Source organism: Tardiphaga sp. (assembly GCF_025356345.1).
GTDB lineage: Bacteria > Pseudomonadota > Alphaproteobacteria > Rhizobiales > Xanthobacteraceae > Tardiphaga.
Map to the genome: position 1 here is coordinate 1 of NZ_JANXTC010000270.1, position 23,879 is coordinate 23,879.

A 23,879-nucleotide genomic window follows, 5' to 3' on the forward strand; every position below is an offset into this window, starting at 1 on the left:
GGCGGCCGCGATGCGGCATGCCCACCACGATCTCTTTTACGCCGAGATTGCCGCCGCGCTTGATGATCTGCTCCAGCGCGGGGATCAGCGACTCGCCGCCGTCGAGACCGAAACGCTTGGTGCCCGTGAACTTGACGTCGCAGAATTTTTCGAAGCCGTCAGCCTCGACCAACTTCATCAGGATGGCGCGGCGGCCTTCGCGGGTGAAGCTGATTTCCTTATCCGGTCCTTCGATCCGCTCCTGGATCCAGGCCTTCTGCGCGCCATTGGAGATGTGCATGAATTCGACGCCGAGCGTCTGGCAATAGGTGCGCTGGCAGATCGCGACGATCTCGCGCAACGTGCCGTATTCAAGGCCGAGCACGTGGTCGAGGAAGATCCGGCGGTCGTAGTCGGCATCGACGAAGCCATAGGAGCGCGGGTCAAGCTCCTCATGGTCCTTCTGGCCCTCGATACCCAGCGGATCGAGATTGGCATGGAAGTGGCCGCGCATCCGATAGGCCCGGATCAGCATCAAGGCGCGCACCGAATCGCGGGTCGCCTGATTGACGTCGATGGGGGCCGCCGCGGTACCAGTCTTTTGCGCCTTGGCTGCCAGCTTGGCGCCGATCACCTTCTCGACCTGGGTCCAGTTGCCATCCAGCGCGGAGGTCAGTTCGTCGCTCGGCGTCAGCGGCCAGTTGGCGCGCTCCCAGGACGGGCCCTGGGCATTCTTCTGGACGTCGGCGGGCGCGTCCTTCAGGCTCTTGAAGAACTCCTGCCACTCGGGGTCGACCGAGGAGGGGTCCTGTTCGTAACGGGCATAGAGCCCGTCAATATAGGTGGCGTTGGCACCCTGCAAAAACGAAGAGAGGGCGAAAGCGGCATTCGCGTCCTGGCGAGACATGATTGCGTCCTGATTTTTGGCGTCGCGCTGAAAAATTGGCGAGAGCCGATCCGGTTGTCGGACCAGCCTGATAGGAGCGACCTTCTATCCTATTTAGTCTTAAGTTTCGCCCTCAAAAGCACAAAGAATTGAACTGGTCGTCAATTCTTTGTGGGGTGTTTTAATCGACCGAGCTGAGACTTTCCTTGGCCAGAGCGGCGGCATCGCCCTGCAATCCGCTGCGCCGGGTTCGTCGCAAGCGGGGGCCGCAAGCCTCATCTATCAAAGCGGCGGCGGCCTGTCCGGCCGCGTCGGCGACGGTGGGGTCGCGCATCACCATCGCGGCGACGATGGCGCCATCCATCAGCAGGCCGATCTGGTGCGCGAGGTAGTCGGGTTTGCTGGCGCCGGCGGCGCGCGCCAGGCCGGCCACGTGGCCAAGGACGACGGATTTGTGCACCATGGTGATCGCCCGCAATCGGGTCTCGTCCTTGGGGTGTTCACCTACCGCATTGATGAAAACGCAGCCATAATAGCCTTCTTCGCCGAACCACTTCTTCAGTACCGGGAAGATCAAATCGAGCTTGTCACGCGGTGTGGCCGCGGTTTCGATGCCGGCGATGAACCAGCCTCGCCAGACTTTGCCCTCGGCCTCCAGTACGGCCTCGATCAACTCGCTCTTGGATCTGAAGATCTTGTAGAGGGTGGTTTTGGCAGTGCCGGCGGCGCTGACGATGGCGTCGATGCCGGTCGCATTGATACCGTTCTTGCAGAACAGCCGGGTCGCGGCATCCAGCAGCCGGTCACGCGGCGTCGAATGCGGAGCAGGGATCTCGGCGCTGTGCGGGATCGCATCGGGCATGTCCTGTCATATGTCATGGGTCGCGGAAGGCGCAAGCGGTCTTGCGCGGCTGACCAATATTCGAGCCGTATAGTCGTGCTTTGGCGCGTTTGGCGGCAACCTTCGACTTGCCCGAATTCGAGCCGTTCGCATAACGCGCTCAGAACATAAGGCTTTTGCCTCCGGCACGGCATGGCATGCTTCCTGCTAGACTACAGAACGTTCTGTATCCAACCTTCTCCAGGGAGAAACATCAATGACCGCTGTTGCCGCCAAAACGGTTCTGACCGGTTGCCTCGCGCCCATCGACAAAGGCGGCCTCGAACAGCTGATTGCCAACGGCAAGGCCAACCCGAACGTCATCAAGACGCTGAAGTGCAAGACGGTGGCCGAGGGCAAGTTCCGCCACGCCAATTACATCCGCAACCTGCCGCCCTACATCGTCGACGAGCCGCCGGCGCTGCTCGGCGATGACACGGCGCCCAATCCGTCGGAAGCCTCGCTGGCCGCGCTCGGCTCCTGCCTGGCGGTCGGTCTGCATGCCAATGCGGTGCACCGCGGCTGGACCGTCAACAAGCTCGAACTGCAGCTCGAGGGCGACCTCAACATCACCGCGGTGTGGGGCACCGGCGACGTCAGCGAGAAGCCGGTCGGCTTCACCGACGTCCGCATCAAGGTCGACATGGATTGCGAGGGCGTGCCGCAGGCGGAGATCGACGCGCTGATCGACCATGTCAAGAAATGGTCCCCGGTCGCCAATACCTTTACCCGCCCGGTCAATCTCGAAGTCACGGCGTAGGCGCACGACGGCCTATCGGCCGTCATTGCGAGGAGCCAACGGGTCCGGCTTCGCCGGCCTGATGACGAACTCCGCGACGCGGCAATCCAGAAGCGCAAGGCTCTAAAAGAGCTGGATTGCTTCGTCGCAATAGCTCCTCGCAATGACGGGGATGAGCCTGAGAATTACGCAGCCGACGCAATGCGGCGGCGCCTCTCTTCAAGCGACGGAGATGACATGACCGCGATGGCCGTGCTGCGAAAGCCCGAAGACGCTGCTGAAGAAATACAATCATTCGTCGACCGTATCGCGACGCTGTCGCGGGCCGAGCTGACGCCGATCGCGCAGGCGATCGACGAGGGCGAGATCTACCCGGACCAGACGCTGCGAAAACTCGGCGCCGCCGGTGCATGGTCCGGCCATGTCGATCTGCGCGACACCATCGACGGAATCTCGGCGATCGGTGAGACCTGCGGGTCCACCGCTTTCATGGCGTGGTGCCAGAACACGCTGGTCTGGTACATCCTGAATTCGGACAACGCCGCGCTGAAGGCGAAGTATCTCGCCGATGCCGCGAGCGGCAAACGGCTCGGCGGCACCGGCCTGTCCAATCCGATGAAGAGTTTTTTCGGCATCGAGAAGCTCAAGCTGAAGGGGCGCCGCACCGACGGCGGCTACATCGTGCGCGGCGCGTTGCCGTGGGTATCCAACCTCGGTCCCGACCATCTGTTCGGGACCATCTTCGAACTTGAGGACGGCTCCGGCGAAAAAATCATGTTCCTGGTCGATTGCGCCGATCCCCATGTCGCGCTGACGCCGTGCCAGCCGTTCCTGGCGATGGACGGCACCGGAACCTATGCGGTGCAATTGCGCGATGTCTTCATTGCCGACGATCAGGTGCTGGCGGCCCCGGCGATGCCCTTCGTCAAGACAATCCGTGCCGGTTTCATCCTGATGCAGATGGGAATGGGGCTGGGCCTGGTCCGCGACTGCGTCGCCATCATGGAAAGCGTGCAGCCCAGCCTTGGCCACGTCAATCGCTACCTGCCGCAGCAGCCCGCTGATTTCGCCGCCGTGCTGGCGGAGCTGGAGACCGAGACGATGCAACTGGCTGCCACGCCCTTTGATACCAGCAACGGCTACTGGCGCCGCGTCGTCGAGCTGCGGCTGCGCGCCGGCGATGCCGCGGTGGCCGCGGCCCATGCCGCGATGCTGCATTGTGGCGCGCGCGGCTACCTCAAATCGCACCGAGCCCAGCGCCGGCTCCGCGAATCCTACTTCGTGGCGATCGTTACCCCCGCTACCAAGCAACTCAGAAAAATGCTCGCAGACAATGCGCGCGAATTCCCGGGAGACCAAGGCTAGGCACTCGTCCTGACGACGCATGACAGACAAACCCCCGACAACCCCAGTGGAGGCTTTGCTAATGGCTGAAATCCTGATTTCCGCGGACGAACTCGTCCCGTTCATGAAGTCCGAACCCTGCGTGATCATCGACACGCGCAATCCCGATGCCTACGCCGCCGGCCACATCCCAGGCGCCGTCAATCTGCACGAGATCTTCACCTTCCTCGCCACCTCCACGCCCGAGGGAATGGAAGAGCTGAAGAAGAAATTCGCCGACGCGTTCGGCGGCGCCGGCCTGTCCGGTACCGAGACCGCGGTCATCTACGAGCAGTCGATGAATTCCGGCTTCGGCCAGTCCTGCCGTGGCTATTTCCTGCTGGAATTTCTCGGCTACCTGAAGATCAAGGTGCTGCATGGCGGCTACGATGCCTGGACCATGAAGGGCTTGCCGACCACCACCGACGTGCCGTCGCCGGTCGCGGCCTCGTTCAAGGTCAAGCCCGAAGCAGGCTCCATCCTGATCGACGCGGCCACCATGATGGCCGCGCTGGATAATCCCGGCATCGCGTTGCTGGACGTCCGCGACGTCGACGAATGGATCGGCGAAAGCTCCTCGCCCTACGGCAAGGATTTTTGCCCGCGCATGGGGCGAATTCCCGGCGCGGTGTGGATCGAGTGGTACCGCATGATGAAGCCGACGTCGGAAGGCCCGCGCTTCAAGTCGAAGAACGAGATCCTGGCCGAATGCGCCACCGTTGGCATCGCGCCCAGCACTACCGTGTACCTGTACTGTTTCAAGGGCGCGCGGGCCTCAAACACGTTCTTGGCGCTGAAGAACGCCGGCGTGATGGACGTGCGGATGTATTTCGGCTCCTGGAACGAATGGAGCCGCGACACCAAGTACCCGATCGAGGAAGGCCTGCCGATCGTCGGCGAAAGGCAGATGCAGGCGGCGGAATAATACACTGTCGTTCCGGGGCGCGAGCTGCGCCCTCGCGCCTCGGGATGAGATTTGAAACAAAAAGGCCCGCTCTTTCGAGCGGGCCTTTGCCTTTTGATACCAACCGCCGAAGCGACTAGCCCTTCAGCAATTCCACCAGCGTGGTGCCGAGGCGCGCCGGCGACGGTGACACCGCGAAACCGGCGGACTTCATCGCCGCGATCTTGCTCTGCGCATCGCCCTTGCCGCCCGACACAATCGCGCCGGCATGGCCCATGCGACGTCCGGGAGGGGCGGTGACGCCGCCGATGAAGCCGACGATCGGCTTCTTGCGGCCGCGCTTGGCCTCGTCCTTGATGAACTGCGCGGCGTCCTCTTCCGCCGAGCCGCCGATCTCGCCGATCATGATGATCGAGTGGGTGTTGTCGTCGGCGAGGAACATCTCGAGGATGTCGATGAACTCGGTGCCCTTGACCGGGTCGCCGCCGATGCCGACCGCCGAGGTCTGGCCGAGGCCGGCCATCGTGGTCTGGAACACCGCTTCATAGGTCAGCGTGCCGGAGCGCGACAGGATGCCGACATTGCCGGGCTTGAAGATATTGGCCGGCATGATGCCGATCTTGCATTCGCCGGCGGTGACGACGCCCGGGCAGTTCGGCCCGATCAGGCGCGATTTGGAGCCGGACAGCGAACGCTTGACGCGCACCATGTCGAGCACCGGAATGCCTTCGGTGATGCACACGATCAGCGGGATTTCCGCATCGATGGCTTCGCAGATGGCATCGGCGGCGCCCGGCGGCGGCACGTAGATCACACTGGCATCGGCACCGGTCTTGTCGCGGCACTCGGCCACGGTGTCGAACACCGGCAAATTGAGGTGGGTCGAACCACCTTTGCCCGGTGAGGTGCCGCCGACCATCTTGGTGCCGTAGATCACCGCCTGCTCGGAGTGGAAGGTGCCGTTCTTGCCAGTGAAGCCCTGGCACATCACCTTGGTATTCTTGTCGATGAGAACTGACATCCGCTTACTTCCCCTTCACGGCGTTGACGATTTTCTGCGCGGCGTCGTCGAGGTCGTCCGCCGGCAATACGTTCAGGCCGCTCTCACGAATGATCTTCTTGCCTTCCTCGACATTGGTGCCTTCGAGGCGGACCACGAGGGGCACCGTGAGGCCGACGGTCTTCACCGCGGCGACGACGCCGGCGGCGATGATGTCGCACTTCATGATGCCGCCGAAGATGTTGACCAGGATGCCCTTCACGGAGGGGTCCGAGGTGATGATCTTGAACGCCGCGGTCACCTTCTCCTCGGTGGCACCGCCGCCGACGTCCAAGAAATTCGCCGGGCTTTCGCCGTACAGCTTGATGATGTCGAGCGTGGCCATCGCGAGGCCGGCGCCGTTGACCATGCAGCCGATGGTGCCGTCGAGCGCGATGTAAGCGAGGTCGTATTTCGACGCCTCGATTTCCTTGGCGTCTTCTTCCGTGGTGTCGCGCAGCGCGACGATTTCCGGATGACGGTACAGCGCGTTGCTATCGAACGACATCTTGGCGTCGAGGCACTTCAGCTCGCCGGTCTTGGAGACGATCAGCGGGTTGATCTCCAGCATGTCCATGTCCTTCGCGATGAAGGCTGTGTAGAGCTGGGTGATCAGCGTGCCGGCCTGCTTGGCGAGATCGCCGGTGAGACCCAGCGCCTTCGCCACGGTGCGGCCGTGGTGCGGCATCACGCCGGTGGCCGGATCGACCGAGAAGGTGATGATCTTCTCGGGCGTCGAGTGGGCGACGTCCTCGATGTTCATGCCGCCTTCGGTGGAGACCACAAAGGCCACGCGCGAGGTTTCGCGATCGACCAGCAGCGAGAGGTAGAATTCCTTCTCGATGTCCGAGCCGTCTTCCAGATAGATCCGGTTGACCTGCTTGCCGGCGGGGCCGGTCTGCTCGGTGACCAACGTCGCGCCGAGCATTTCCTTGACGAACTGCTTGGTCTCCTCGATCGACTTGGAGAGGCGGACGCCGCCCTTCTCGCCGGCCGAGGCTTCCTTGAACTTGCCCTTGCCGCGGCCGCCGGCGTGGATCTGGCTCTTCACCACCCACAACGGGCCGCCGAGCTGCTTCGCCGCGGCTTCGGCTTCCTCGGCCTTCAGAATCGGCACGCCCCTGGAAACCGGCACGCCGAATTCCTTCAGCACAGCCTTCGCTTGATATTCATGGATATTCATAAGTCGCTCCCGAACCCCGGATGATGAAGCTGGAATCTGTGTTGGATCTAGCTTGGCATATCGTATACCACGATCGCTTCAAGTCAAAAGCCGCGCAGTTCCGGATTGAGATGCTGGTTGGCGCCGAGGTTCATGGGGTACCTGCCAACATCGCCAGATGCAGAACCGGCACCCTTTTGGGGTGCCGGAAACTCAGTCTTGATCTAGCCGCCGAGCAAATCGGGGGCGATTTTCTTGCACGCGTCCATCAGCCCCACCACCGAGGCTACCGACTTGTCGAAGCCTTCACGGTCCTTGCCGGCCAGTTCGATCTCGACGATGCGCTCGACACCCTTCGATCCGATCACCACCGGGACGCCGACATACATGTCCTTCACGCCGTATTCGCCGTTCAGATAGGCGGCGCAGGGCAGAACGCGCTTCTTGTCCTTGAGGTAGCTGTCGGCCATCGCGATGGCCGAAGCCGCGGGCGCATAGAATGCCGAGCCGGTCTTGAGCAAATTGACGATCTCGGCCCCGCCGTTACGGGTGCGATCGACGATCTCGTCGAGACGGGCCTGCGAGGTCCAGCCCATCTTGATCAGGTCAGGCAATGGAATGCCGGCGACCGTGGAGTATTTCACCAGCGGCACCATGGTGTCGCCGTGGCCGCCCAGCACGAAGGCGGTAACATCCTCGACCGAGACGTTGAATTCGTCGGCGAGGAACAGGCGGAAGCGCGACGAATCGAGCACGCCGGCCATCCCGACAACCTTGTTGTGCGGCAGGCCGGATGCCTTCTGCAGCGCCCAGACCATCGCGTCGAGCGGGTTGGTGATGCAGATCACGAAGGCGTCAGGGGCATATTTCTTGATGCCGGCGCCGACCTGCTCCATCACCTTGAGGTTGATCGAGAGCAGATCGTCGCGGCTCATGCCGGGCTTGCGCGGCACGCCGGCGGTAACGATCACGACGTCCGCGCCTTCGATCGCCTCATAGGAATTGGCGCCGGTGAATTTGGCGTCGAAACCGTCCACCGGGGACGACTGCGCGATATCGAGCGACTTGCCCTGCGGCACGCCCTCGGCGATGTCGAACATCACCACGTCGCCGAGTTCCTTGAGGCCGATCAAATGGGCCAGGGTTCCGCCGATCTGACCGGAGCCAATCAATGCGATCTTGTTGCGCGCCATGGGAAATCTGTCCTTTTTGGCCGATGGGGATTGGGGCAGGGAGGAATTCTGACTGGCTGGTTATCCCTTTCGCAGGAACCGTTCAAGTCGGGGCCGCCGCAATTGTCCGGCGCCGGGCTGCAATGCGAAATTGGTTGTCATTCCCGGGGCGCGGGCGGCGCCAGCCGAACCCGAACCCGAACCCGAACCCGGAATCCCGCAATGGCATTGAACATGCCGCGGTCCCGGGTTCGCGTTCGGCTCGCGCGCGACGCTCGCGCCCCGGAACAACCATGAAGCCCTACGTCTCCACCAGCCCCGTGGTGGCGCCGGACGCGGTGGAATCGCCGCGGCCGTGCGGCAGAGCGAGGTAGGTTTCCGAGCCCATCTCGAACAGCCGCGACGCGGTACGGGCAAACTCCATCGCCTCGAACCCTTCGCTGGCCTGGTACAGCGCCTGCGGCTCGGCCGCGGCCGAGGCCATCAGCTTCACCGCATTGTCATACAGCGTGTCGATCAGAGCGATAAAGCGCTTGGCGGCGTTGCGGTCGCCATAATCCATCATCGGAATCCGGTCGATGAACAGCGTGTGATAATCATGCGCCAACCGCAGGTAATCGGAAGCGCCGAGCGGCTTCTCGCAGAGATCGCCGAACGCAAAGCGCGCAACGCCGTGCGCCTCGCGCGGCACGTGCAGCGTGCGGCCCTTGATTGCGATGTCGCGCGGTCGGCCAGGCGAGCCGCCGGTCAGCTTCCTGAAGGCGGCGTCAAGCGCGGTCTCGGCGGCAGGGTCGGCCGGTACCAGCCAGGTCTTCAGGCCGGCCAGCTTTTCCAGCCGGAAATCGGTGCGCGAATCCAGCCGCAGCACTTCCATGTGGGCTTCGATCTGCTTGATGAAAGGCAGGAACAGCGCGCGGTTGAGCCCGCCCTTGTAGAGGTTGACCGGCTCGACATTGGAGGTCGCGAACACCACCGTGCCGAGCTCGAACAACCGCGAAAACAGCCGGCCAAGGATCATCGCGTCGGCAATGTCGGTGACGTGGAATTCGTCGAAGCACAACAGCCAGGCTTCCTCGAAGATCGAGTTGGCGGTCAGCGCGATGACATCGCCGTCCGGCAATTCGCCCTTCGCGACCTTCTGGCGAAAGCCGTAGATGCGCTCGTGCACCTCGGCCATGAATTCGTGAAAATGCCAGCGCCGCTTGTGGCTGACCGAGCTGCTCTCGAAGAACAGGTCCATCAGCATGGTCTTGCCACGACCAACCTCGCCATGAACATACAGGCCGCGCGGGGGGCCGCCATTCTTGTCGCCGAACATGCGGCCGAGAAAGCCCTGTTTGCGCGGCGGCCTGTAGCTCGACAGCGTCGCATCGAGCTGCGCAATGGCTTCGACGGCGCGCGCCTGCGCCGGATCGGCCTCGATGGCGCCGCGGGCGACAAGCGACTGGTAATTTTCGCGGAAGGAAGCTGGGGGGACGGAGGACATGGGGGCTAACGGCCCCACCCCGGCGCAAATTGCAAGCCGCGAAATCGTGGAAGAGATATGCGGGCTCTTGCTTCCCCTCCCCCAAAAAGGGGGAGGGGAAGCGAGAAAGTGTTTCACGCCGTCCTACGCGCTCAACGCATAAGCATCCTCGACCACATAGGGACCGCCACCGGTTGAGGCGCGCGACGAATACAGCACGAAGCGTGACGCCTTGAAGGTCCTGGTCGGGAAATAGCCGCGCACCGCGAGATAGTCGGCGACGTCCTGGTTGGAGGCGTCGCGCAATCGCGCCAGCGTGACGTGCGGGATGAACTTGCGTCCCTCGGGGTCGAGCCCGCAGCGTCGGATCAATCGCTCCAACTCGGCCTGCAACTCGATCAACGGCCGGCTCGGCACCACCTGGGCGACCACGGCGCGGGGCTTCTTGCCGCCGAAACTCGATAGACCCTGCAGCGCGACCTCGAATGGCTTGCGGTTGACGCGGTCGAGCAGTGAGGCGATTTCATTCGCCGCCACGCCGTCGATATCGCCGATGAAGCGCAGCGTGACGTGGTAGTTCTCGGGATCGATCCAGCGGGCGCCGGGCAGGCCACCCCGCAAACCTGATAGGGTCTGGCCAATATCGGCCGGTATTTCCAGTCCGGTGAACAAACGCGGCATAACGTGCTCCTTACTGCAAGGACCCGATCTTCGCCGAACAGTGGAATCCACTTCTCGGCGAAAATCATGTCCCAACAAAAGGGTCGGTGACGAATCACCGATAACTTTTTTAACCGACTTCTGTGACTCTGCGAAGCAGCGCCGCTTCGTCGCCATCAAGGTTCCGGGGAAAGCGGATGGCAGGGTCGAGGCTACCGGTTTTTCAACGGGGGTGCTTGCTGATTGATCCGACAAATGCCTCAACGCTGGGCAGGATATTCTTCACCACGACGTCCACCCCTTCGGGGGTAGGATGCATGCCATCAGCCAGTGCCAGGCTGGTATTGCCGGCGACGCCTTCGAGGAAAAAGGGATATAGCGGCACATTAAATTCCCGGGCCAGGTCCGGGTAGATAGAATTGAATTTCTCTGCATAATCCGCGCCGTAGTTCGGTGGCGCCAGCATGCCGCACAGCAGCACTGCGATGTTGCGTTTCTGTAGCCGCTGGATGATCTCGGTCAGTGCCGCGCGCGGCACTTTCGGATCGGTGCCGCGCAAAGCGTCGTTGGCGCCGAGTTCGAGGATCACGCCCTCGGTGCCTTCCGGCACCGACCAGTCGAGCCGGCCGAGGCCGCCCGAGGTTGTGTCGCCGGACACTCCGGCATTGATCATGTCGGTGGCGATACCCTTGTCCTTCAGTGCGGCCTGCAGTCGCACCGGGAACGCCGACGAGGCCGCCAGGCCGTAGCCGGCGCTCAGTGAATCCCCGAGCACGACCAGCTTGATGGGCCTGGCTAAATCCTGGGCCGTCGCGGGCGCCATCGGAATCGCCAGCATCAACCCGGCAGCAAGCAGCCACATAAACGTGCGCGTCAGCCCCTCGACCGCCGCCAAGAAAGTGCCATATGAAGTCCGCATGGACACTTTCATCAAAGACTCACCGTCGGTCGGCGTTTTGCCGGATACCATTTCCATCTCGAACCTCAACCTGTCGCTCGGCTCCGGGGCCGCGCGGGTGCATATTCTCAAGGATATCAGCCTGCGCGTGGCCCCCGGCGAAGCGATCGGGCTGATCGGCCCGTCCGGTTCCGGCAAGTCGACGCTGCTGATGGTGATGGCAGGGCTCGAGCGCCCTGATAGCGGAGAGGTGGTAGTCAACGGGACCTCTTTCAATAGACTCGACGAGGACGGTCTCGCACGGTTTCGTGGTCGCCACGTCGGCATCGTGTTCCAGTCCTTCCATCTGATCCCGACCATGACCGCGCTGGAAAACGTCGCGGTGCCGCTCGAACTCGCCGGCCATGCCGATCCGATGGGGCGCGCCGCGCGCGAATTGCAATCGGTGGGACTTGGCGCCCGGCTGCATCATTACCCCACGCAATTGTCCGGCGGCGAGCAGCAGCGCGTCGCGCTGGCCCGCGCGCTGGCGCCGGATCCGGCGATCCTGGTGGCCGACGAACCGACCGGTAATCTCGATGAATCCACCGGCAGCCAGATCGTCGATCTGCTCTTCGCACAACATGCTGAACGCGGCATGACGCTGGTACTGGTGACCCATGACACCGCGCTGGCGCATCGCTGCGACCGCGTCGTGCGGCTGCGCTCCGGCCATATCGAGACGGCCTGAATCATGACCGCCATTTCCGAGACCGTTCCCAGCAGCCGTGGCCCGTCGCTGGCGTTTCGCTACGCTCTGCGCGAGATGCGCAGCGGGCTGCGCGGCTTCTATGTTTTCATCGCCTGCATCGCGCTCGGCGTGATGGCCATCGCCGGCGTCGGCTCGGTCGCCGCCTCGCTCAGCGAGGGCCTTGCGCGCGAGGGCCGCACCCTGCTTGGCGGCGACGCCGCGTTCTCGCTGATGCAGCGCGAGGCCAAGCCCGATGAACTGGCGTATTTGCGCGCCCAGGGCCAAGTCTCGAGCGTCGCCACGCTGCGCGGCATGGCGCGGGCACCGGACGGCAATCTGGCGCTGGTCGAGATCAAGGCGGTCGACGGCGCCTATCCGATGCTGGGCAAGGTGACGATGGCGCCGGACATGCCGGTGGCCGAGTTGCTCGCCGAGCGCGACGGCGCATTTGGCGCGGCGACCGACTCGGTATTGCTGGCGCGGCTTGGTCTCAAGGTTGGCGATCGCCTCACCGTCGGCAGCGCCACCTTCCAGATCCGCAGCGAAATCTCGGCCGAGCCGGACAAGCTCGCCGGCGGCGTCGGTTTTGCGCCGCGCTTCCTCGCCAGTGAGGACGCCTTGCGCGCGACAAAATTGTTGCAGCCCGGCAGTCTGGTGCGCTGGATCTACCGCGTCAGGCTGGCCGACGGCGCTAATGACCGCGCCGCTGGCACGCTGGCTGACAACGCCCGCGCAGCGCTGCCGCAGGCTGGCTGGGAAATCCGCACCCGCGACAATGCCTCACCGCAGCTCGAGCGCACCATCACCCGCTTCACCCAGTTCCTGACGCTGGTCGGCCTTGCCGCGCTGCTGGTCGGCGGCGTTGGCGTCGCCAACGCCGTGAAGAGCCATATCGACCGCCGCCGCGACGTCATCGCCTCGCTGAAGGCGCTGGGCGCCACCGGCCGCGACGTGTTCGCGATCTATCTGACCCAGGTGCTGGTGCTGGCGGCGGTCGGCTCGCTGATCGGGCTGCTGCTCGGCGCGGCGCTGCCCTTCATCATCGTCGGCCTGTTCGGCAGCCTGCTGCCGTTGCCGGTGGTTCCCGCGCTGCATCCCGGTGAACTGGCGCTCTCGCTGCTCTATGGCCTGCTGACAGCTCTGGCCTTCGGCCTGTGGCCGCTCGCGCGGGTGCATGATGTGCCGGTGGCGGCGTTGTTCCGTGACGCCGTATCCGGCGAAACCCATCGGCCGAAGCTGCGCTACATCCTGTGGATGGCAGGGGTGATCGCACTGTTGATCGCCGTGGTGGTCGGGCTGGCCTACGACAAGCGCGTGGCCGCGGTGTTCGTGGTGTCGTCAATCGTGATATTCGCCGTGTTGCGCGTCATTGCCTCGGCGATGATGGCGCTGGCCAAGCGGCTGCCGCGGCCGGGCATGACCATGCTTCGGCTGGCGATCGCCAATATCTACCGGCCCGGCGCGCTGACGCCCTCGGTGGTGATGTCACTCGGGCTAGGCCTCACCGTGCTGGTGACCATCACCCAGATCGACGGCAATCTGCGTCGCCAGTTCATGGCGGCGCTGCCGGAGAAGGCGCCGTCTTTCTACTTCATCGACATTCCCTCCACGGAGGCGGATCGGTTCGGCGCCTTTCTCAAAGAGAAGGCGCCGCACTCGACGGTCGAGGACGTGCCGATGCTGCGTGGTCGCATCGTCTCGGCCCGCGGCGTCAAGGCCGAGGATCTGAAACCCTCGTCGGATGCCGAATGGGTGCTGCAGAGCGACCGCGGCCTGAGCTACACCAATGAGGTGCCGGCTGGCTCCAAGCTGGTCGAGGGCGAGTGGTGGGCGAAGGATTACAGCGGTCCGCCGCTGGTGTCGTTCGAGAAGAAGCTGGCCGACGGGCTGGGCCTGAAGGTCGGTGACGACGTCGTGGTCAATGTCCTCGGCCGCGACATTTCCGCCAGGATCTCCAACATGCGCACAGTCGACTGGCAGAGCCTGGGCATCAATTTTGTCCTCGTGTTCTCGCCCAACACATTTCGCGGCGCGCCGCATACCCATATCGCCACGCTGACCGAAGCCAGGGCCGATCCCTCCGGCGATGCCGCCTTGATCAAGGCGGTGGCCGAGGCCTTTCCGATGATCACCAGCGTCCGGGTCCGCGAGGCGCTCGACACCATCGGAACCGTGGTCACCAATCTGGTGCTGGCGATTCGCGGCGCCAGCGCGGTGACGCTGCTGTCGGCGATCCTGGTGCTGGGCGGGGCGCTGGCCGCCGGCCATCGCCACCGCGTCTATGATGCCGTGATCCTGAAGACGCTGGGCGCCACGCGGGCGCGGCTGCTCGGCGCCTACGCGCTGGAATATCTGATGATCGGCTTTGCAACCGCCGTGTTCGGAGTGGCCGCCGGGTCGGTCGCGGCCTGGCTGATCGTGACCCGGCTGATGACCCTGAGCTTCATCTGGCAGGCCGGCAGCGCTGCCGGCGTGGTGCTGGCTGCGCTTATTGTCACAGTTGGGCTTGGCCTGGCGGGTACGCTAGTAGCCCTCAACCAGAAGCCGGCCTCGGTGCTGCGTAATTTGTAACCCGAAACGGCGCCAGCGGCGTCCAGCCAGCGAATTTTCGCCAAAAAAAGAGGCGTCGCGGGTCTCCGGGGTTTCCCAGCGAACATAGGCAGCCCATGGAGCGACATTCCGCCACGCGTGGAAGCTTGCGCTCAGTGTGTTAGTTTACCAAATACCCCTCTGGGTCAGAGTTTCGGCGCGGATGACAAGGATTTCATGTCATTAGCGCTCGCCTCTGGGATACAATTCGGACCAGCGACGCAAACCCTTTGCGGTCGGCTGGACAACACAGGATTTCGACCATGTCGGACCTCGATCGTAATTATGCTTCTCCGTTCGGCCGGGTCGCCGGCCGCGACACCGCGGCCGTGGACGCCGGACTGCGCTCCTACATGTTGCGCATCTACAACTATATGTCGATCGGCCTGGCCATCACCGGTCTGGCCGCGCTCGGCATTTATATGGCGGCGGTCACCACCGACCCGTCGGCGGCGGCTGCCAAGATCGGCACCTCCTATTTGACCGGGTTCGGCTATGCGATGTTCGTGAGCCCCCTGAAGTGGGTGTTCATGCTGGCGCCGCTGGCGATGGTGTTCGCCATCTCGTTCGGCATCAACCGCCTGAAGCCGGCGACCGCGCAGCTGATGTTCTGGGCCTTCGCTGCCCTGATGGGTATCTCGCTGTCGTCGATCTTCCTGGTGTACACGCACACCTCGATCACCCGGGTGTTCTTCATCACCGCGGCCTCGTTCGGTGCGTTGAGCCTTTATGGTTACACGACCAAGCGTGACATGACCGGCATGGGCTCGTTCCTGATCATGGGCCTGTTCGGCATCATCATCGCCAGCGTGGTCAATATCTTCGTGGCCTCCTCGATGCTGCAGTTCATCGTCTCGGTGGTCGGCGTGCTGATCTTCGCGGGCCTCACCGCCTACGATACCCAGCGCCTGAAGAACGACTACATCTACGGCTACGCCTCGCAGGGTGGCGACGTGGCCGAGCGGGCCGCCATCACCGGCGCGCTGTCGCTGTACCTGAACTTCATCAATCTGTTCACGCTGCTGCTGCAGCTGCTGGGACAGAAAGAGTAGCCTTTCGGTTACGCGAAAAATTCCAAGCCCCGGCCGCAAGGCCGGGGCTTTTCTTTTGCCGCCGGTGAAAATATTGTTGCGGCATGTCCGAAATCGAAATCAGGGCCGCGACGGTGGCCGACCTGCCCGCCATTACGTCCATCTATGACGAAGCTGTTCAGTTCGGCACCGCGACCTTCGAACTGGTCCCGCCTGATCTCGCCGAGATGACGCGGCGCTTCGAGGCGTTGGCCTCGGCGGGCTTCCCCTATCTGGTGGCGCTGCTCGGCGGTCGCGTGGTCGGCTATGCCTATGCCGGCCGTTTCCATGCCCGGCCGGCCTATCGTTTCACAGTCGAGAATACGATCTATCTGGCGCCCGACAGCCACCGCCGCGGCGTCGGCACCAGGCTGTTGCAGCAACTGATCGATGATTGCGAAAAGCTTGGCTTTCGCCAGATCATCGCGGTGATCGGCGACTCCGCCAATGCCGGCTCGATCGGCGTCCATGCCAAAGCGGGATTTCAGATGATAGGCCTGCATCCCGATGTCGGTTTTAAATTTGGCCGCTGGCTGGACATAGTGATGATGCAGCGGGCCATCGGCGGTGGCGGACAGATGGTGCCCGTCGCCGATCCCTGCCTGTCGGGCTAAACCACCGCCAGCTTGCGGTCGATCACCAGCAATACGCGCTCAAGATCGTGGCCACGACGCAGGATCAGGCCGCTGGCCGAAATCACGCTGTAGGCGCCCTGCTTGCGCGCCAGCCGCGGGTCTTTCTCGATGCGGTAGATCGGCACTTCCGAGGCGCGACGGAACACGGAAAATACCGCACGATCCTTCAGGAAATCGATGGCGTAGTCCCGCCATTCTCCATCGGACACCATGCGTCCATACAAATTGAGGATGCGGTTGAGTTCCTGCCGGTTGAACGTGACGGCGGGCGCTACGGAAACGCGCCCCGCCGTGCGCATTTCGCTGGGGTCACCATCTCCCGATGTCGAATTCATGCCGCGTCTCCTGTGATGCCCCGCATGATCGCGCCGGATGGGTGCCGCCGCAAGTGGTGATATGATCCACGGTCGGCTGTCAGGAGCCGCCATTGGTGGCGGAAATGTACTGTCACGGGATCGTTAGAAGAATCTTATTGCCGCCAGATTTTTGCCCAGTGGCAGCCCTTGTGGACTGCGACAAAAAGATACTGCGTCGGGCTCGGTTCCTCCGGTTTCGGATTCCTCAGCCCCCAGCCCCCCGCGATCGTTGGGGCCGGGCCTGCGCAGTAAGTTAATCCCCACTGGGCCAACGCAAGTTGGTCCATTTCTTTTGGGTAGTGATTGTCAGTCCGGGGCGAAAGCGGCGCAAGCCGCGAACGAAACCGTCATAGTGGAGCACCGAACATTCGGAGATCCAAGTCTGTGACCTGGCGATATCGTTCGCCTCCGCCGGAATAACGTCGTCAGTCGATAATTAACGCAATGACGTATAGGCCGCGCCGCGCATCGCACCGGGGCTTTCACGGGTGCCGTCCTGGACGTAGACCACCGCCGCATCGACGCCTTCGCGCGAGATGTTCTCCAGCGGCACCGTCCAGCTGGCGGCGCCGCCGGTCCAGTCGCCGACCTTCAGCCAGCTCCGGACCACATTGTAATAAGTGAGTTGACGGCCACGGTTCTCGCCGCGCGCGATGGTGATCGGCACCGCCCTCGACACCGAGCAGATCCAGACCTCGCCTCGCGCCGACAACGCAGCTTCACCGGAAGCTGCCACCGAGACGCTGACATGCTTGCCGGAAATCTTGATCGTGACCGGTGTCGCCATCACCGTTTCGGCCTTTTTGGTATCGTTGATAGCCATCTCGATCTGCTCGGCATCGCTGCCAATTACCTGGACGGCGCCGTTGACGATCAGTTGCGGCGTATAGACGTCGCGATCGCCGCGCACGTGGGAATAGGCTTTTTGACGCGCGCTGAAGCGTGGATCGGCCAGCGTGTCCTTCCAGCCGAGATAGTCCCAATAGTCGATCGGCATGCTGAGCGCGATCACTGAGGGGTCCTGGGCGAGATCACCGATGATCTTGTCGGCCGGCGGGCAGGAAGAACAGCCTTGCGAGGTGAAAAGCTCGACCACCGCGCGTGGCTGCGCCTGGGCCATACCCGTCCCAGCGACTACCATGCAGACGCCGAGGGCGCCTGACAATCGCGATATGCCATTAATGAAGTTCATGAGGTTTTGCCACGCTTCAACCACGACACATGTCGGACGGTGTCGCTCCAGAGGGCCGCCAGAACAGATGCCCTCGAACGCCAGAAGGCGGCCATTCTTAAGCCGCCTTCTGTTCACCTGCCACTCACTTCGCGGTGAGGCGCCGCGTCACATCGGAAGTGTGATCGTTAAGCCACGAGCTGCCGCAGCACGTACTGCAGAATGCCGCCATTACGATAATATTCCAGCTCGTCGAGCGTATCGATGCGGCACAGCAGCGACACTTCGCGCTTCGTTCCGTCGGCCGACACGATCTCCGCCACCAGCTTCTGGCGCGGCTTGAGGTCGCCCTGCAGGCCGCGGATCGACACCGTCTCGTCGCCCTTGAGACCGAGCGACTTCCACGTCGTGCCGGTCTCGAAGGTCAGCGGCAGGATGCCCATGCCGACGAGGTTGGAGCGATGGATGCGCTCGAAGCTCTCGGTGATCACGGCGCGGACGCCGAGCAGTCGGGTGCCCTTGGCCGCCCAGTCGCGCGACGAACCATTGCCGTATTCGGCGCCGGCGAACACCACCAATGGCACCTTCTCGGCCTGATACTTCATGGCGGCATCGTAGATCGGCATCTGCTCGCCGTCGGGCCAGTGCTTGGTCATGCCGCCTTCCGGCACGTTGCCGTCCGCACCTTGCAGCATGAAGTTCTTGATGCGGATATTGGCGAAGGTGCCGCGCATCATGACCTGATGGTTGCCGCGGCGGGTGCCGTACTGGTTGAAGTCGGCCGGGCGCACCTGGTGCTCCGACAGGTATTTGCCAGCGGGCGAGGTCAGCTTGATCGCGCCGGCCGGCGAGATGTGGTCGGTGGTGATCTTGTCGCCGAACATCGCCAGGATGCGCGCATCGATCACGTCGACGATCGGCTCCGGCTCGATCTTCATGCCTTCGAAGTAGGGCGGGTTCTGCACATAGGTCGATGCCATGTTCCAGGCATAGGTCTCGCTCTCGACCGTCTCGATGCCCTGCCAGTTGACGTCGCCCTTGAACACGTCGGCGTACTTCTTCTTGAAAATCTCGGCGGTGACGAATTCCTTCATGAAGGAGTTTATCTCCGTCGAGGTCGGCCAGATGTCCTTGAGATAGACCGGGCCGTCGGTGCCTTCGCCGATCGGCTCGACGGCGAGGTTCTTGGTCACGGAGCCGGCCAGCGCGTAGGCGACGACCAGCGGCGGCGAGGCGAGGTAGTTCGCCTGCACGTCCGGCGAGACGCGGCCCTCGAAATTGCGGTTACCCGACAGAACGGCGGCGGCGATGATGCCGTTGTCGTTGATCGACTTGGAAATTTCCTCCGGCAGCGGTCCGGAATTGCCGATGCAGGTGGTGCAGCCGAAACCGATCAGGTTGAAGCCGATCTTGTCGAGGTCCTTCTGCAGGCCGGAATTGGCGAGATATTCGCCGACCACCTGGCTGCCCGGCGCCAACGAGGTTTTCACCCATGGCTTCGAGGTCAGGCCCTTGGCGACCGCGTTGCGGGCCAGGAGGCCGGCGCCGATCAGCACCGACGGGTTGGAGGTGTTGGTGCAAGACGTGATCGCGGCGATCGCCACGTCGCCGTGGCCGAGGTCGAAGTCGCGGCCTTCGACCTTGAAGCGCGCACCGTGGTCGGTGGCCTTCTTGTATTCGGCGGTCATCGCGGCATCGAAGCCTTCGGCGATGGCGGGCAGCGCGACGCGGCCTTCCGGACGCTTCGGGCCGGCCATCGAGGGGACGACGTCGCCAAGGTTCAGCGACAGCGTCGCGGTGAACACCGGATCTTCCGAGCCGGCGGTGCGGTACAGGCCCTGCGCCTTGGCGTAGGCTTCGACCAGCGCAACGCGCTCGGGCTTGCGGCCGGAGGTGGTGAGGTATTCCAGCGTCGAAGCATCGACCGGGAAGAAGCCACAGGTGGCGCCGTATTCCGGCGCCATGTTGCCGATCGTGGCCTTGTCGGCGACCGACATGACATCGAGGCCCGGGCCGTAGAATTCGACGAACTTGCCGACCACGCCCTGCTTGCGCAGCATCTGGGTGACGGTGAGCACGAGGTCGGTGGCGGTGACGCCTTCCTTCAGCGCGCCGTCGAGCTTGAAGCCGATCACTTCCGGCAGCAGCATCGACTGCGGCTGGCCGAGCATCGCGGCTTCCGCCTCGATGCCGCCAACGCCCCAGCCGAGCACGGCCAGGCCGTTGACCATGGTGGTGTGCGAATCGGTGCCGACCAGCGTGTCGGGGTAGGCGACTTCATAGGAGCCGGGCTTGCCGTCGACGGTCATGTCCTGGACGCGGGTCCAGACCGTCTGGGCGAGGTATTCGAGATTGACCTGGTGGCAGATGCCGGTGCCGGGCGGGACCACCGAGAAGTTCGAGAACGCCTTCTGGCCCCACTTCAGGAACTCATAGCGCTCCTGGTTCTGCTTGTATTCCTCGGCGACGTTCTTGCCGAAAGCCTCGTTGTTGCCGAAGAAGTTCACGATCACCGAGTGGTCGATCACCAGATCGACCGGGACCAGCGGGTTGATCTTCTCGGCGTCGCCGCCGAGCGCCTGCATGGCATTGCGCATCGCGGCCAGATCGACCACCGCCGGCACGCCAGTGAAGTCCTGCATCAGCACGCGGGCGGGACGGAAGGAAACCTCATGCTCGAGCTGGCGCGTCTTCAGCCATTCGGCGACGGCTTCGATGTCGGCCTTCTTGACGGTGCGGTTGTCCTCAAAGCGCAGCAGGTTCTCGAGCAGAACCTTCATCGAATAGGGCAGCTTCGAAATGCCGGCCAGGCCGTTCTTTTCCGCCAGCGGCAGGCTGTAATAGACATAGGTCTTGTCGCCGACCGTGAGGGTCGTCTGGCATTTGAAGCTGTCGAGCGAGGTCATATGGAGCGGTCCCAATTCGTTTCCAGGATACCCGGCAAAAGGTATCTATACACCGCAGCGACAAAAGCCCGATTGGCTTGCGGGTGTCGATTGTGTGCTGCATCAAGTTCCGGCTTATAGAATCTTTCTAGGGGCGCCGCCACAGCGACAATCGTTTCGCAGCAATGCGGGATCATGCAACGTGCGCGCGGCGACGGCTGAATGGCAGCAGGGCCGTGAAAGGGCAAAGATGCGGCTCTCGGGGCGCGGGTTACGATGTGTGCGGGGCGGCCGCGAGGTGTTTTCCGGCCTGGATTTCGATGCCACAGCCGGCGAAGCGCTGGCGATCGTCGGCCCCAACGGCGCCGGCAAGACCTCCTTGCTGCGGCTGATCGGCGGGTTGCTGGCGCTGGAGGGAGGGTCAGTCACGCTGGACGGCGGCGACGCCGAATTGACGCTGTCCGAGCAGGCGCATTATCTGGGTCACGAAGACGCCATGAAGCCGGCGCTCACCGTCACCGAAAACCTGACCTTCTGGGCCGAATTTCTCGGCGGCGATGCGGCCGATCCCGCCATGTGCATCGATGCGGTCGGCCTGAGCCATGCCGCGGCCTTGCCGGCTGGCTTTCTGTCCGCCGGGCAGCGCCGCCGGCTGTCGATCGCGCGGCTGCTGACGGTACGGCGGCCGATCTGGCTGCTCGACGAGCCGACGGCGGCGCTGGATCTGGGCAGCCAGCGGATCTTTGCGGGTCTGATGACCACGCATCTCGAAAGCGGCGGCCTGATCATCGCCGCGACTCATGCGCCGCTGGGCATTAAAACGCGGGAATTACGGATCGGGGACGGCGGCCGCATGTATCCGACGAACGCCCCCTCATGACGGCCCTCGGCGCGCTGATTAGTCGCGATATCCGCATCGCTATGCGAATCGGTGGCGGAGCGCTGATCGGGGTGCTGTTTTTTCTCACCGTGGTGGTGTTGATGCCATTCGCGCTGGGGCCGGATCTGGCGCTGCTGGCGCGCCTCGGACCGGCGATCCTGTGGATCGGCGCGCTGCTGGCCAGCCTGCTGACGCTGGATCGGCTGTTCACCGCGGACCATGATGACGGCTCGCTGGATCTGATCCTGATGAGCCGAACGCCGCTGGAACTGGCCTGTGCGGCCAAGGCGCTGGCGCACTGGCTGGCCGCCGGCGTGCCGCTGATTCTGGCCACTCCGGTTCTGGGGTTGCTGCTCAATCTCGACAGCCGCTCGACGCTGGCGGTGGCGCTAACGCTGCTGGCGGGGACGCCGGCGCTGACCTTCACCGGCATGATAGGGGCGGCGCTGGCAGTGACGCTGCGGCGCGGCGGGTTGCTGTTAGCGGTGCTGGTGCTGCCGCTATCGATCCCGGTACTGATTTTTGGCGTCGCGGCGTCGAATGCCGCCGTCGAGGGAACGGTGTCGTTCGGCACCCCGTTCTCGATCCTGTGCGCGCTGTCGCTGGCGAGCCTGGTGATCGGGCCGTTCGCGGCGGCGGCCAGCCTGCGCCACGGGCTCGATTGAGACGGACTTGCGCCCGATCAACCCGCGGCAGCACACGACAATGCTATGGCAGGCGGATTGCCTGCAACCGCTGCGACGATTATCAGAAACCCCATGACCCTGACTGAACTCGCCAATCCGACCCGTTTCTTGTCGCTGTCCACACGGATCCTGCCGTGGCTGGCCGGCGCGACCGCGGTCGTGCTGGTGATCGGGCTGACGCAATCCGCGCTGGCGCCGGACGACTACCAGCAGGGCGCTACCGTCAAGATCATGTTCATCCACGTACCCAACGCCTGGCTGTCGATGTTCGTCTGGGGCGTGATGAGCGTGGCTTCGCTGGGCACGCTGGTATGGCGGCATCCGCTCGCCGATGTCGCCGCCAAGGCCGCCGCCCCGATCGGCGCGGCCTTCACCTTCCTGGCCTTGGTGACCGGCTCGCTGTGGGGCCGGCCGATGTGGGGCACCTATTGGGAATGGGACGCCCGGCTGACATCGATGCTGATCCTGTTCCTGATGTATCTTGGCCTCATCGCGCTGTGGCGCGCGGTCGAGGACCCGTCGCGGGCGGCGCGCGCGGCGGCGATCCTGACCCTGGTCGGCGCCATCAACATCCCGATCATCAAGTTTTCCGTCGACTGGTGGAATACGCTGCACCAGCCAGCCTCGGTGATGAAAATGGGCGGCTCGTCGCTCGATAAGGCATTTCTGACGCCGCTGCTGGTGATGGCGGTGGCGTTTTCGCTGCTGTTCATCACGCTGCATCTGGCCGCCATGCGCAACGAGATCCTGCGCCGCCGCGTGCGATCGCTGCAGATGCTGCAGGCCAGCAAGCCAGTGGCGTTGCCGTGATGGCGCTCGGTCCCTACACCAGCTTCATCGTGATGTCCTATGCCCTGGTCGCCGCCGTGGTGTTGATCCTGATCGTCTGGATCGCGCTCGACCATCGCCGTGTGCGGGCGCAACTTCATGCGCTGGAAACGGCCGGCGTCAGCCGCCGCTCCGGCCGCGGCGCGGCGGACCTGTCATGAGCGACGTCACCCCGAAACGCCGCTGGATGATGGCGCTACCATTGCTAGGCTTTGCCGCGATGGCGGCGCTGTTCTGGTTCCGGCTTGGCGCCGATCCCGCGAAAATTCCCTCCGCGCTGATCGGCCGGCCGGCGCCGTCCACGATGCTGCCGGCGCTGCAAGGCCTCGCGGCCAATGGCGCGGCGGTGCCGGGGCTCGATCCGGCGGCGTTCAAGGGCAAAGTGAGCATCGTCAATGTGTGGGCGTCGTGGTGCGTGCCGTGCCACGAAGAGGCGCCGTTGTTCACGACGCTGGCGCAGGACAAGCGGCTGCAGATGGTCGGCATCAACTACAAGGACGGCGCGGACAATGCGCGGCGCTTTCTTGGCCGCTATGGCAATCCGTTCGGCATTGTCGGCGTCGATGGCAACGGACGCGCCGCGATCGAATGGGGCGTCTATGGCGTGCCCGAGACCTTCATCGTCGGCCGCGATGGGCGCATTGCCTACAAGCTCGTCGGCGGCGTCACAGCTGAGAATTTCGACAGCGTGCTGAAGGTCGAGATCGAGAAGGCGCTGAAGGCGGGAAGCTAGTTCGGAGCCGTCCGGCCAAGGGGGACCCGTCGACGCTTCCCTCAAATATATTTTCGCTTTTATCCGCGGTTCATTTCCGCGCCATGGCGTCGCCATGAATCGTCCGCTAGCTTGGTTCTGTTACTTAAACAGTCCTTGGAGGGACATTC

At 63.6% G+C, this 23,879-nt stretch carries 22 protein-coding genes and 1 pseudogene; 12 read left to right on the forward strand and 11 right to left on the reverse strand.

Annotation, left to right across the window (positions count from 1 at the left end):
* Both sucA and Q0S16_RS16570 read right to left on the reverse strand, forming a co-directional pair.
* A pseudogene (sucA, locus tag Q0S16_RS16565) lies at positions 1 to 886 on the reverse strand (2-oxoglutarate dehydrogenase E1 component); the annotation flags it as partial.
* 160 nt (positions 887 to 1,046) lie between these two features.
* Positions 1,047 to 1,727, reverse strand: a complete 681-nt coding sequence (locus Q0S16_RS16570) for a helix-turn-helix domain-containing protein (protein WP_295850163.1) — start codon at positions 1,725 to 1,727, stop codon at positions 1,047 to 1,049.
* A gap of 235 nt (positions 1,728 to 1,962) precedes the next feature.
* Between Q0S16_RS16570 and Q0S16_RS16575 the strand changes: the two genes are divergently transcribed.
* The 3 genes from Q0S16_RS16575 (at position 1,963) to Q0S16_RS16585 (ending at position 4,792) form a co-directional block, all read left to right on the forward strand.
* On the forward strand, positions 1,963 to 2,505 hold the full coding sequence (locus Q0S16_RS16575) for an OsmC family protein (protein ID WP_295850165.1): 543 nt from the start codon (positions 1,963 to 1,965) through the stop codon (positions 2,503 to 2,505).
* Positions 2,506 to 2,730: 225 nt separating this feature from the next.
* The gene (locus Q0S16_RS16580; protein ID WP_295850215.1) at positions 2,731 to 3,849 is read left to right on the forward strand and encodes an acyl-CoA dehydrogenase family protein; all 1,119 of its coding nucleotides are present in this window, start codon (positions 2,731 to 2,733) and stop codon (positions 3,847 to 3,849) included.
* Positions 3,850 to 3,910: 61 nt separating this feature from the next.
* Positions 3,911 to 4,792 (forward strand): sulfurtransferase, encoded by an 882-nt coding sequence (locus Q0S16_RS16585; protein ID WP_295850167.1) that lies wholly within the window; start codon positions 3,911 to 3,913, stop codon positions 4,790 to 4,792.
* Positions 4,793 to 4,907: 115 nt separating this feature from the next.
* Here Q0S16_RS16585 and sucD read toward each other — a convergent pair whose 3' ends face one another.
* The 6 genes from sucD to Q0S16_RS16615 form a co-directional block, all read right to left on the reverse strand.
* Positions 4,908 to 5,792 carry a succinate--CoA ligase subunit alpha gene (sucD, locus tag Q0S16_RS16590; protein ID WP_295850169.1) on the reverse strand — a complete coding sequence of 295 codons (885 nt, stop codon included), beginning with the start codon at positions 5,790 to 5,792 and terminating at the stop codon, positions 4,908 to 4,910.
* A 4-nt stretch (positions 5,793 to 5,796) separates the two neighbouring features.
* Positions 5,797 to 6,993 (reverse strand): ADP-forming succinate--CoA ligase subunit beta, encoded by a 1,197-nt coding sequence (sucC, locus tag Q0S16_RS16595; RefSeq protein ID WP_295850171.1) that lies wholly within the window; start codon positions 6,991 to 6,993, stop codon positions 5,797 to 5,799.
* 203 nt (positions 6,994 to 7,196) lie between these two features.
* Positions 7,197 to 8,165 carry a malate dehydrogenase gene (mdh, locus tag Q0S16_RS16600; RefSeq protein WP_295850173.1) on the reverse strand — a complete coding sequence of 323 codons (969 nt, stop codon included), beginning with the start codon at positions 8,163 to 8,165 and terminating at the stop codon, positions 7,197 to 7,199.
* A 280-nt stretch (positions 8,166 to 8,445) separates the two neighbouring features.
* Complete coding sequence (gene zapE, locus Q0S16_RS16605) at positions 8,446 to 9,630, reverse strand: cell division protein ZapE (protein WP_295850174.1); 1,185 nt, start codon at positions 9,628 to 9,630, stop codon at positions 8,446 to 8,448.
* A 123-nt stretch (positions 9,631 to 9,753) separates the two neighbouring features.
* Complete coding sequence (thpR, locus tag Q0S16_RS16610; protein ID WP_295850177.1) at positions 9,754 to 10,290, reverse strand: RNA 2',3'-cyclic phosphodiesterase; 537 nt, start codon at positions 10,288 to 10,290, stop codon at positions 9,754 to 9,756.
* A gap of 202 nt (positions 10,291 to 10,492) precedes the next feature.
* The gene (locus Q0S16_RS16615; RefSeq protein ID WP_295850217.1) at positions 10,493 to 11,131 is read right to left on the reverse strand and encodes an arylesterase; all 639 of its coding nucleotides are present in this window, start codon (positions 11,129 to 11,131) and stop codon (positions 10,493 to 10,495) included.
* A 55-nt stretch (positions 11,132 to 11,186) separates the two neighbouring features.
* On the opposite strand from Q0S16_RS16615, the gene Q0S16_RS16620 reads away from it, so the two are divergent.
* The 4 genes from Q0S16_RS16620 (at position 11,187) to Q0S16_RS16635 (ending at position 16,170) form a co-directional block, all read left to right on the forward strand.
* On the forward strand, positions 11,187 to 11,897 hold the full coding sequence (locus Q0S16_RS16620; protein WP_295850180.1) for an ABC transporter ATP-binding protein: 711 nt from the start codon (positions 11,187 to 11,189) through the stop codon (positions 11,895 to 11,897).
* A gap of 3 nt (positions 11,898 to 11,900) precedes the next feature.
* Positions 11,901 to 14,468, forward strand: a complete 2,568-nt coding sequence (locus Q0S16_RS16625) for an ABC transporter permease (RefSeq protein WP_295850181.1) — start codon at positions 11,901 to 11,903, stop codon at positions 14,466 to 14,468.
* Positions 14,469 to 14,749: 281 nt separating this feature from the next.
* The gene (locus Q0S16_RS16630; RefSeq protein WP_295850183.1) at positions 14,750 to 15,538 is read left to right on the forward strand and encodes a Bax inhibitor-1/YccA family protein; all 789 of its coding nucleotides are present in this window, start codon (positions 14,750 to 14,752) and stop codon (positions 15,536 to 15,538) included.
* Positions 15,539 to 15,621: 83 nt separating this feature from the next.
* Positions 15,622 to 16,170 carry an N-acetyltransferase family protein gene (locus Q0S16_RS16635; RefSeq protein WP_295850185.1) on the forward strand — a complete coding sequence of 183 codons (549 nt, stop codon included), beginning with the start codon at positions 15,622 to 15,624 and terminating at the stop codon, positions 16,168 to 16,170.
* On the opposite strand, the gene Q0S16_RS16640 is transcribed toward Q0S16_RS16635, so the two are convergent.
* The 3 genes from Q0S16_RS16640 to acnA form a co-directional block, all read right to left on the reverse strand.
* The gene (locus Q0S16_RS16640; RefSeq protein WP_295850187.1) at positions 16,167 to 16,526 is read right to left on the reverse strand and encodes a DUF2794 domain-containing protein; all 360 of its coding nucleotides are present in this window, start codon (positions 16,524 to 16,526) and stop codon (positions 16,167 to 16,169) included. The genes Q0S16_RS16635 and Q0S16_RS16640 overlap by 4 nt on opposite strands.
* A gap of 457 nt (positions 16,527 to 16,983) precedes the next feature.
* Positions 16,984 to 17,739 (reverse strand): DUF1223 domain-containing protein, encoded by a 756-nt coding sequence (locus Q0S16_RS16645; RefSeq protein WP_295850189.1) that lies wholly within the window; start codon positions 17,737 to 17,739, stop codon positions 16,984 to 16,986.
* 167 nt (positions 17,740 to 17,906) lie between these two features.
* Positions 17,907 to 20,624: an aconitate hydratase AcnA gene (gene acnA, locus Q0S16_RS16650; RefSeq protein WP_295850191.1), complete on the reverse strand. Its 2,718-nt coding sequence runs from the start codon at positions 20,622 to 20,624 to the stop codon at positions 17,907 to 17,909.
* Positions 20,625 to 20,853: 229 nt separating this feature from the next.
* Here acnA and ccmA point away from each other — a divergent pair, with 229 nt between their 5' ends.
* The 5 genes from ccmA to Q0S16_RS16675 all read left to right on the forward strand — a co-directional run bounded on the left by ccmA (position 20,854) and on the right by Q0S16_RS16675 (position 23,730).
* Positions 20,854 to 21,483 carry a heme ABC exporter ATP-binding protein CcmA gene (ccmA, locus tag Q0S16_RS16655; protein WP_295850219.1) on the forward strand — a complete coding sequence of 210 codons (630 nt, stop codon included), beginning with the start codon at positions 20,854 to 20,856 and terminating at the stop codon, positions 21,481 to 21,483.
* Positions 21,480 to 22,148, forward strand: a complete 669-nt coding sequence (ccmB, locus tag Q0S16_RS16660; RefSeq protein WP_295850192.1) for a heme exporter protein CcmB — start codon at positions 21,480 to 21,482, stop codon at positions 22,146 to 22,148. Before ccmA ends, ccmB begins: the two co-directional genes overlap by 4 nt.
* Positions 22,149 to 22,241: 93 nt before the next feature.
* Positions 22,242 to 22,979 (forward strand): heme ABC transporter permease, encoded by a 738-nt coding sequence (locus tag Q0S16_RS16665; protein ID WP_295850194.1) that lies wholly within the window; start codon positions 22,242 to 22,244, stop codon positions 22,977 to 22,979.
* Positions 22,979 to 23,158 carry a heme exporter protein CcmD gene (gene ccmD, locus Q0S16_RS16670; RefSeq protein ID WP_295850196.1) on the forward strand — a complete coding sequence of 60 codons (180 nt, stop codon included), beginning with the start codon at positions 22,979 to 22,981 and terminating at the stop codon, positions 23,156 to 23,158. The genes Q0S16_RS16665 and ccmD overlap by 1 nt, the downstream gene beginning before the upstream one ends.
* Positions 23,155 to 23,730 (forward strand): DsbE family thiol:disulfide interchange protein, encoded by a 576-nt coding sequence (locus Q0S16_RS16675; protein WP_295850197.1) that lies wholly within the window; start codon positions 23,155 to 23,157, stop codon positions 23,728 to 23,730. Before ccmD ends, Q0S16_RS16675 begins: the two co-directional genes overlap by 4 nt.
* Positions 23,731 to 23,879: the final 149 nt, after the last annotated feature.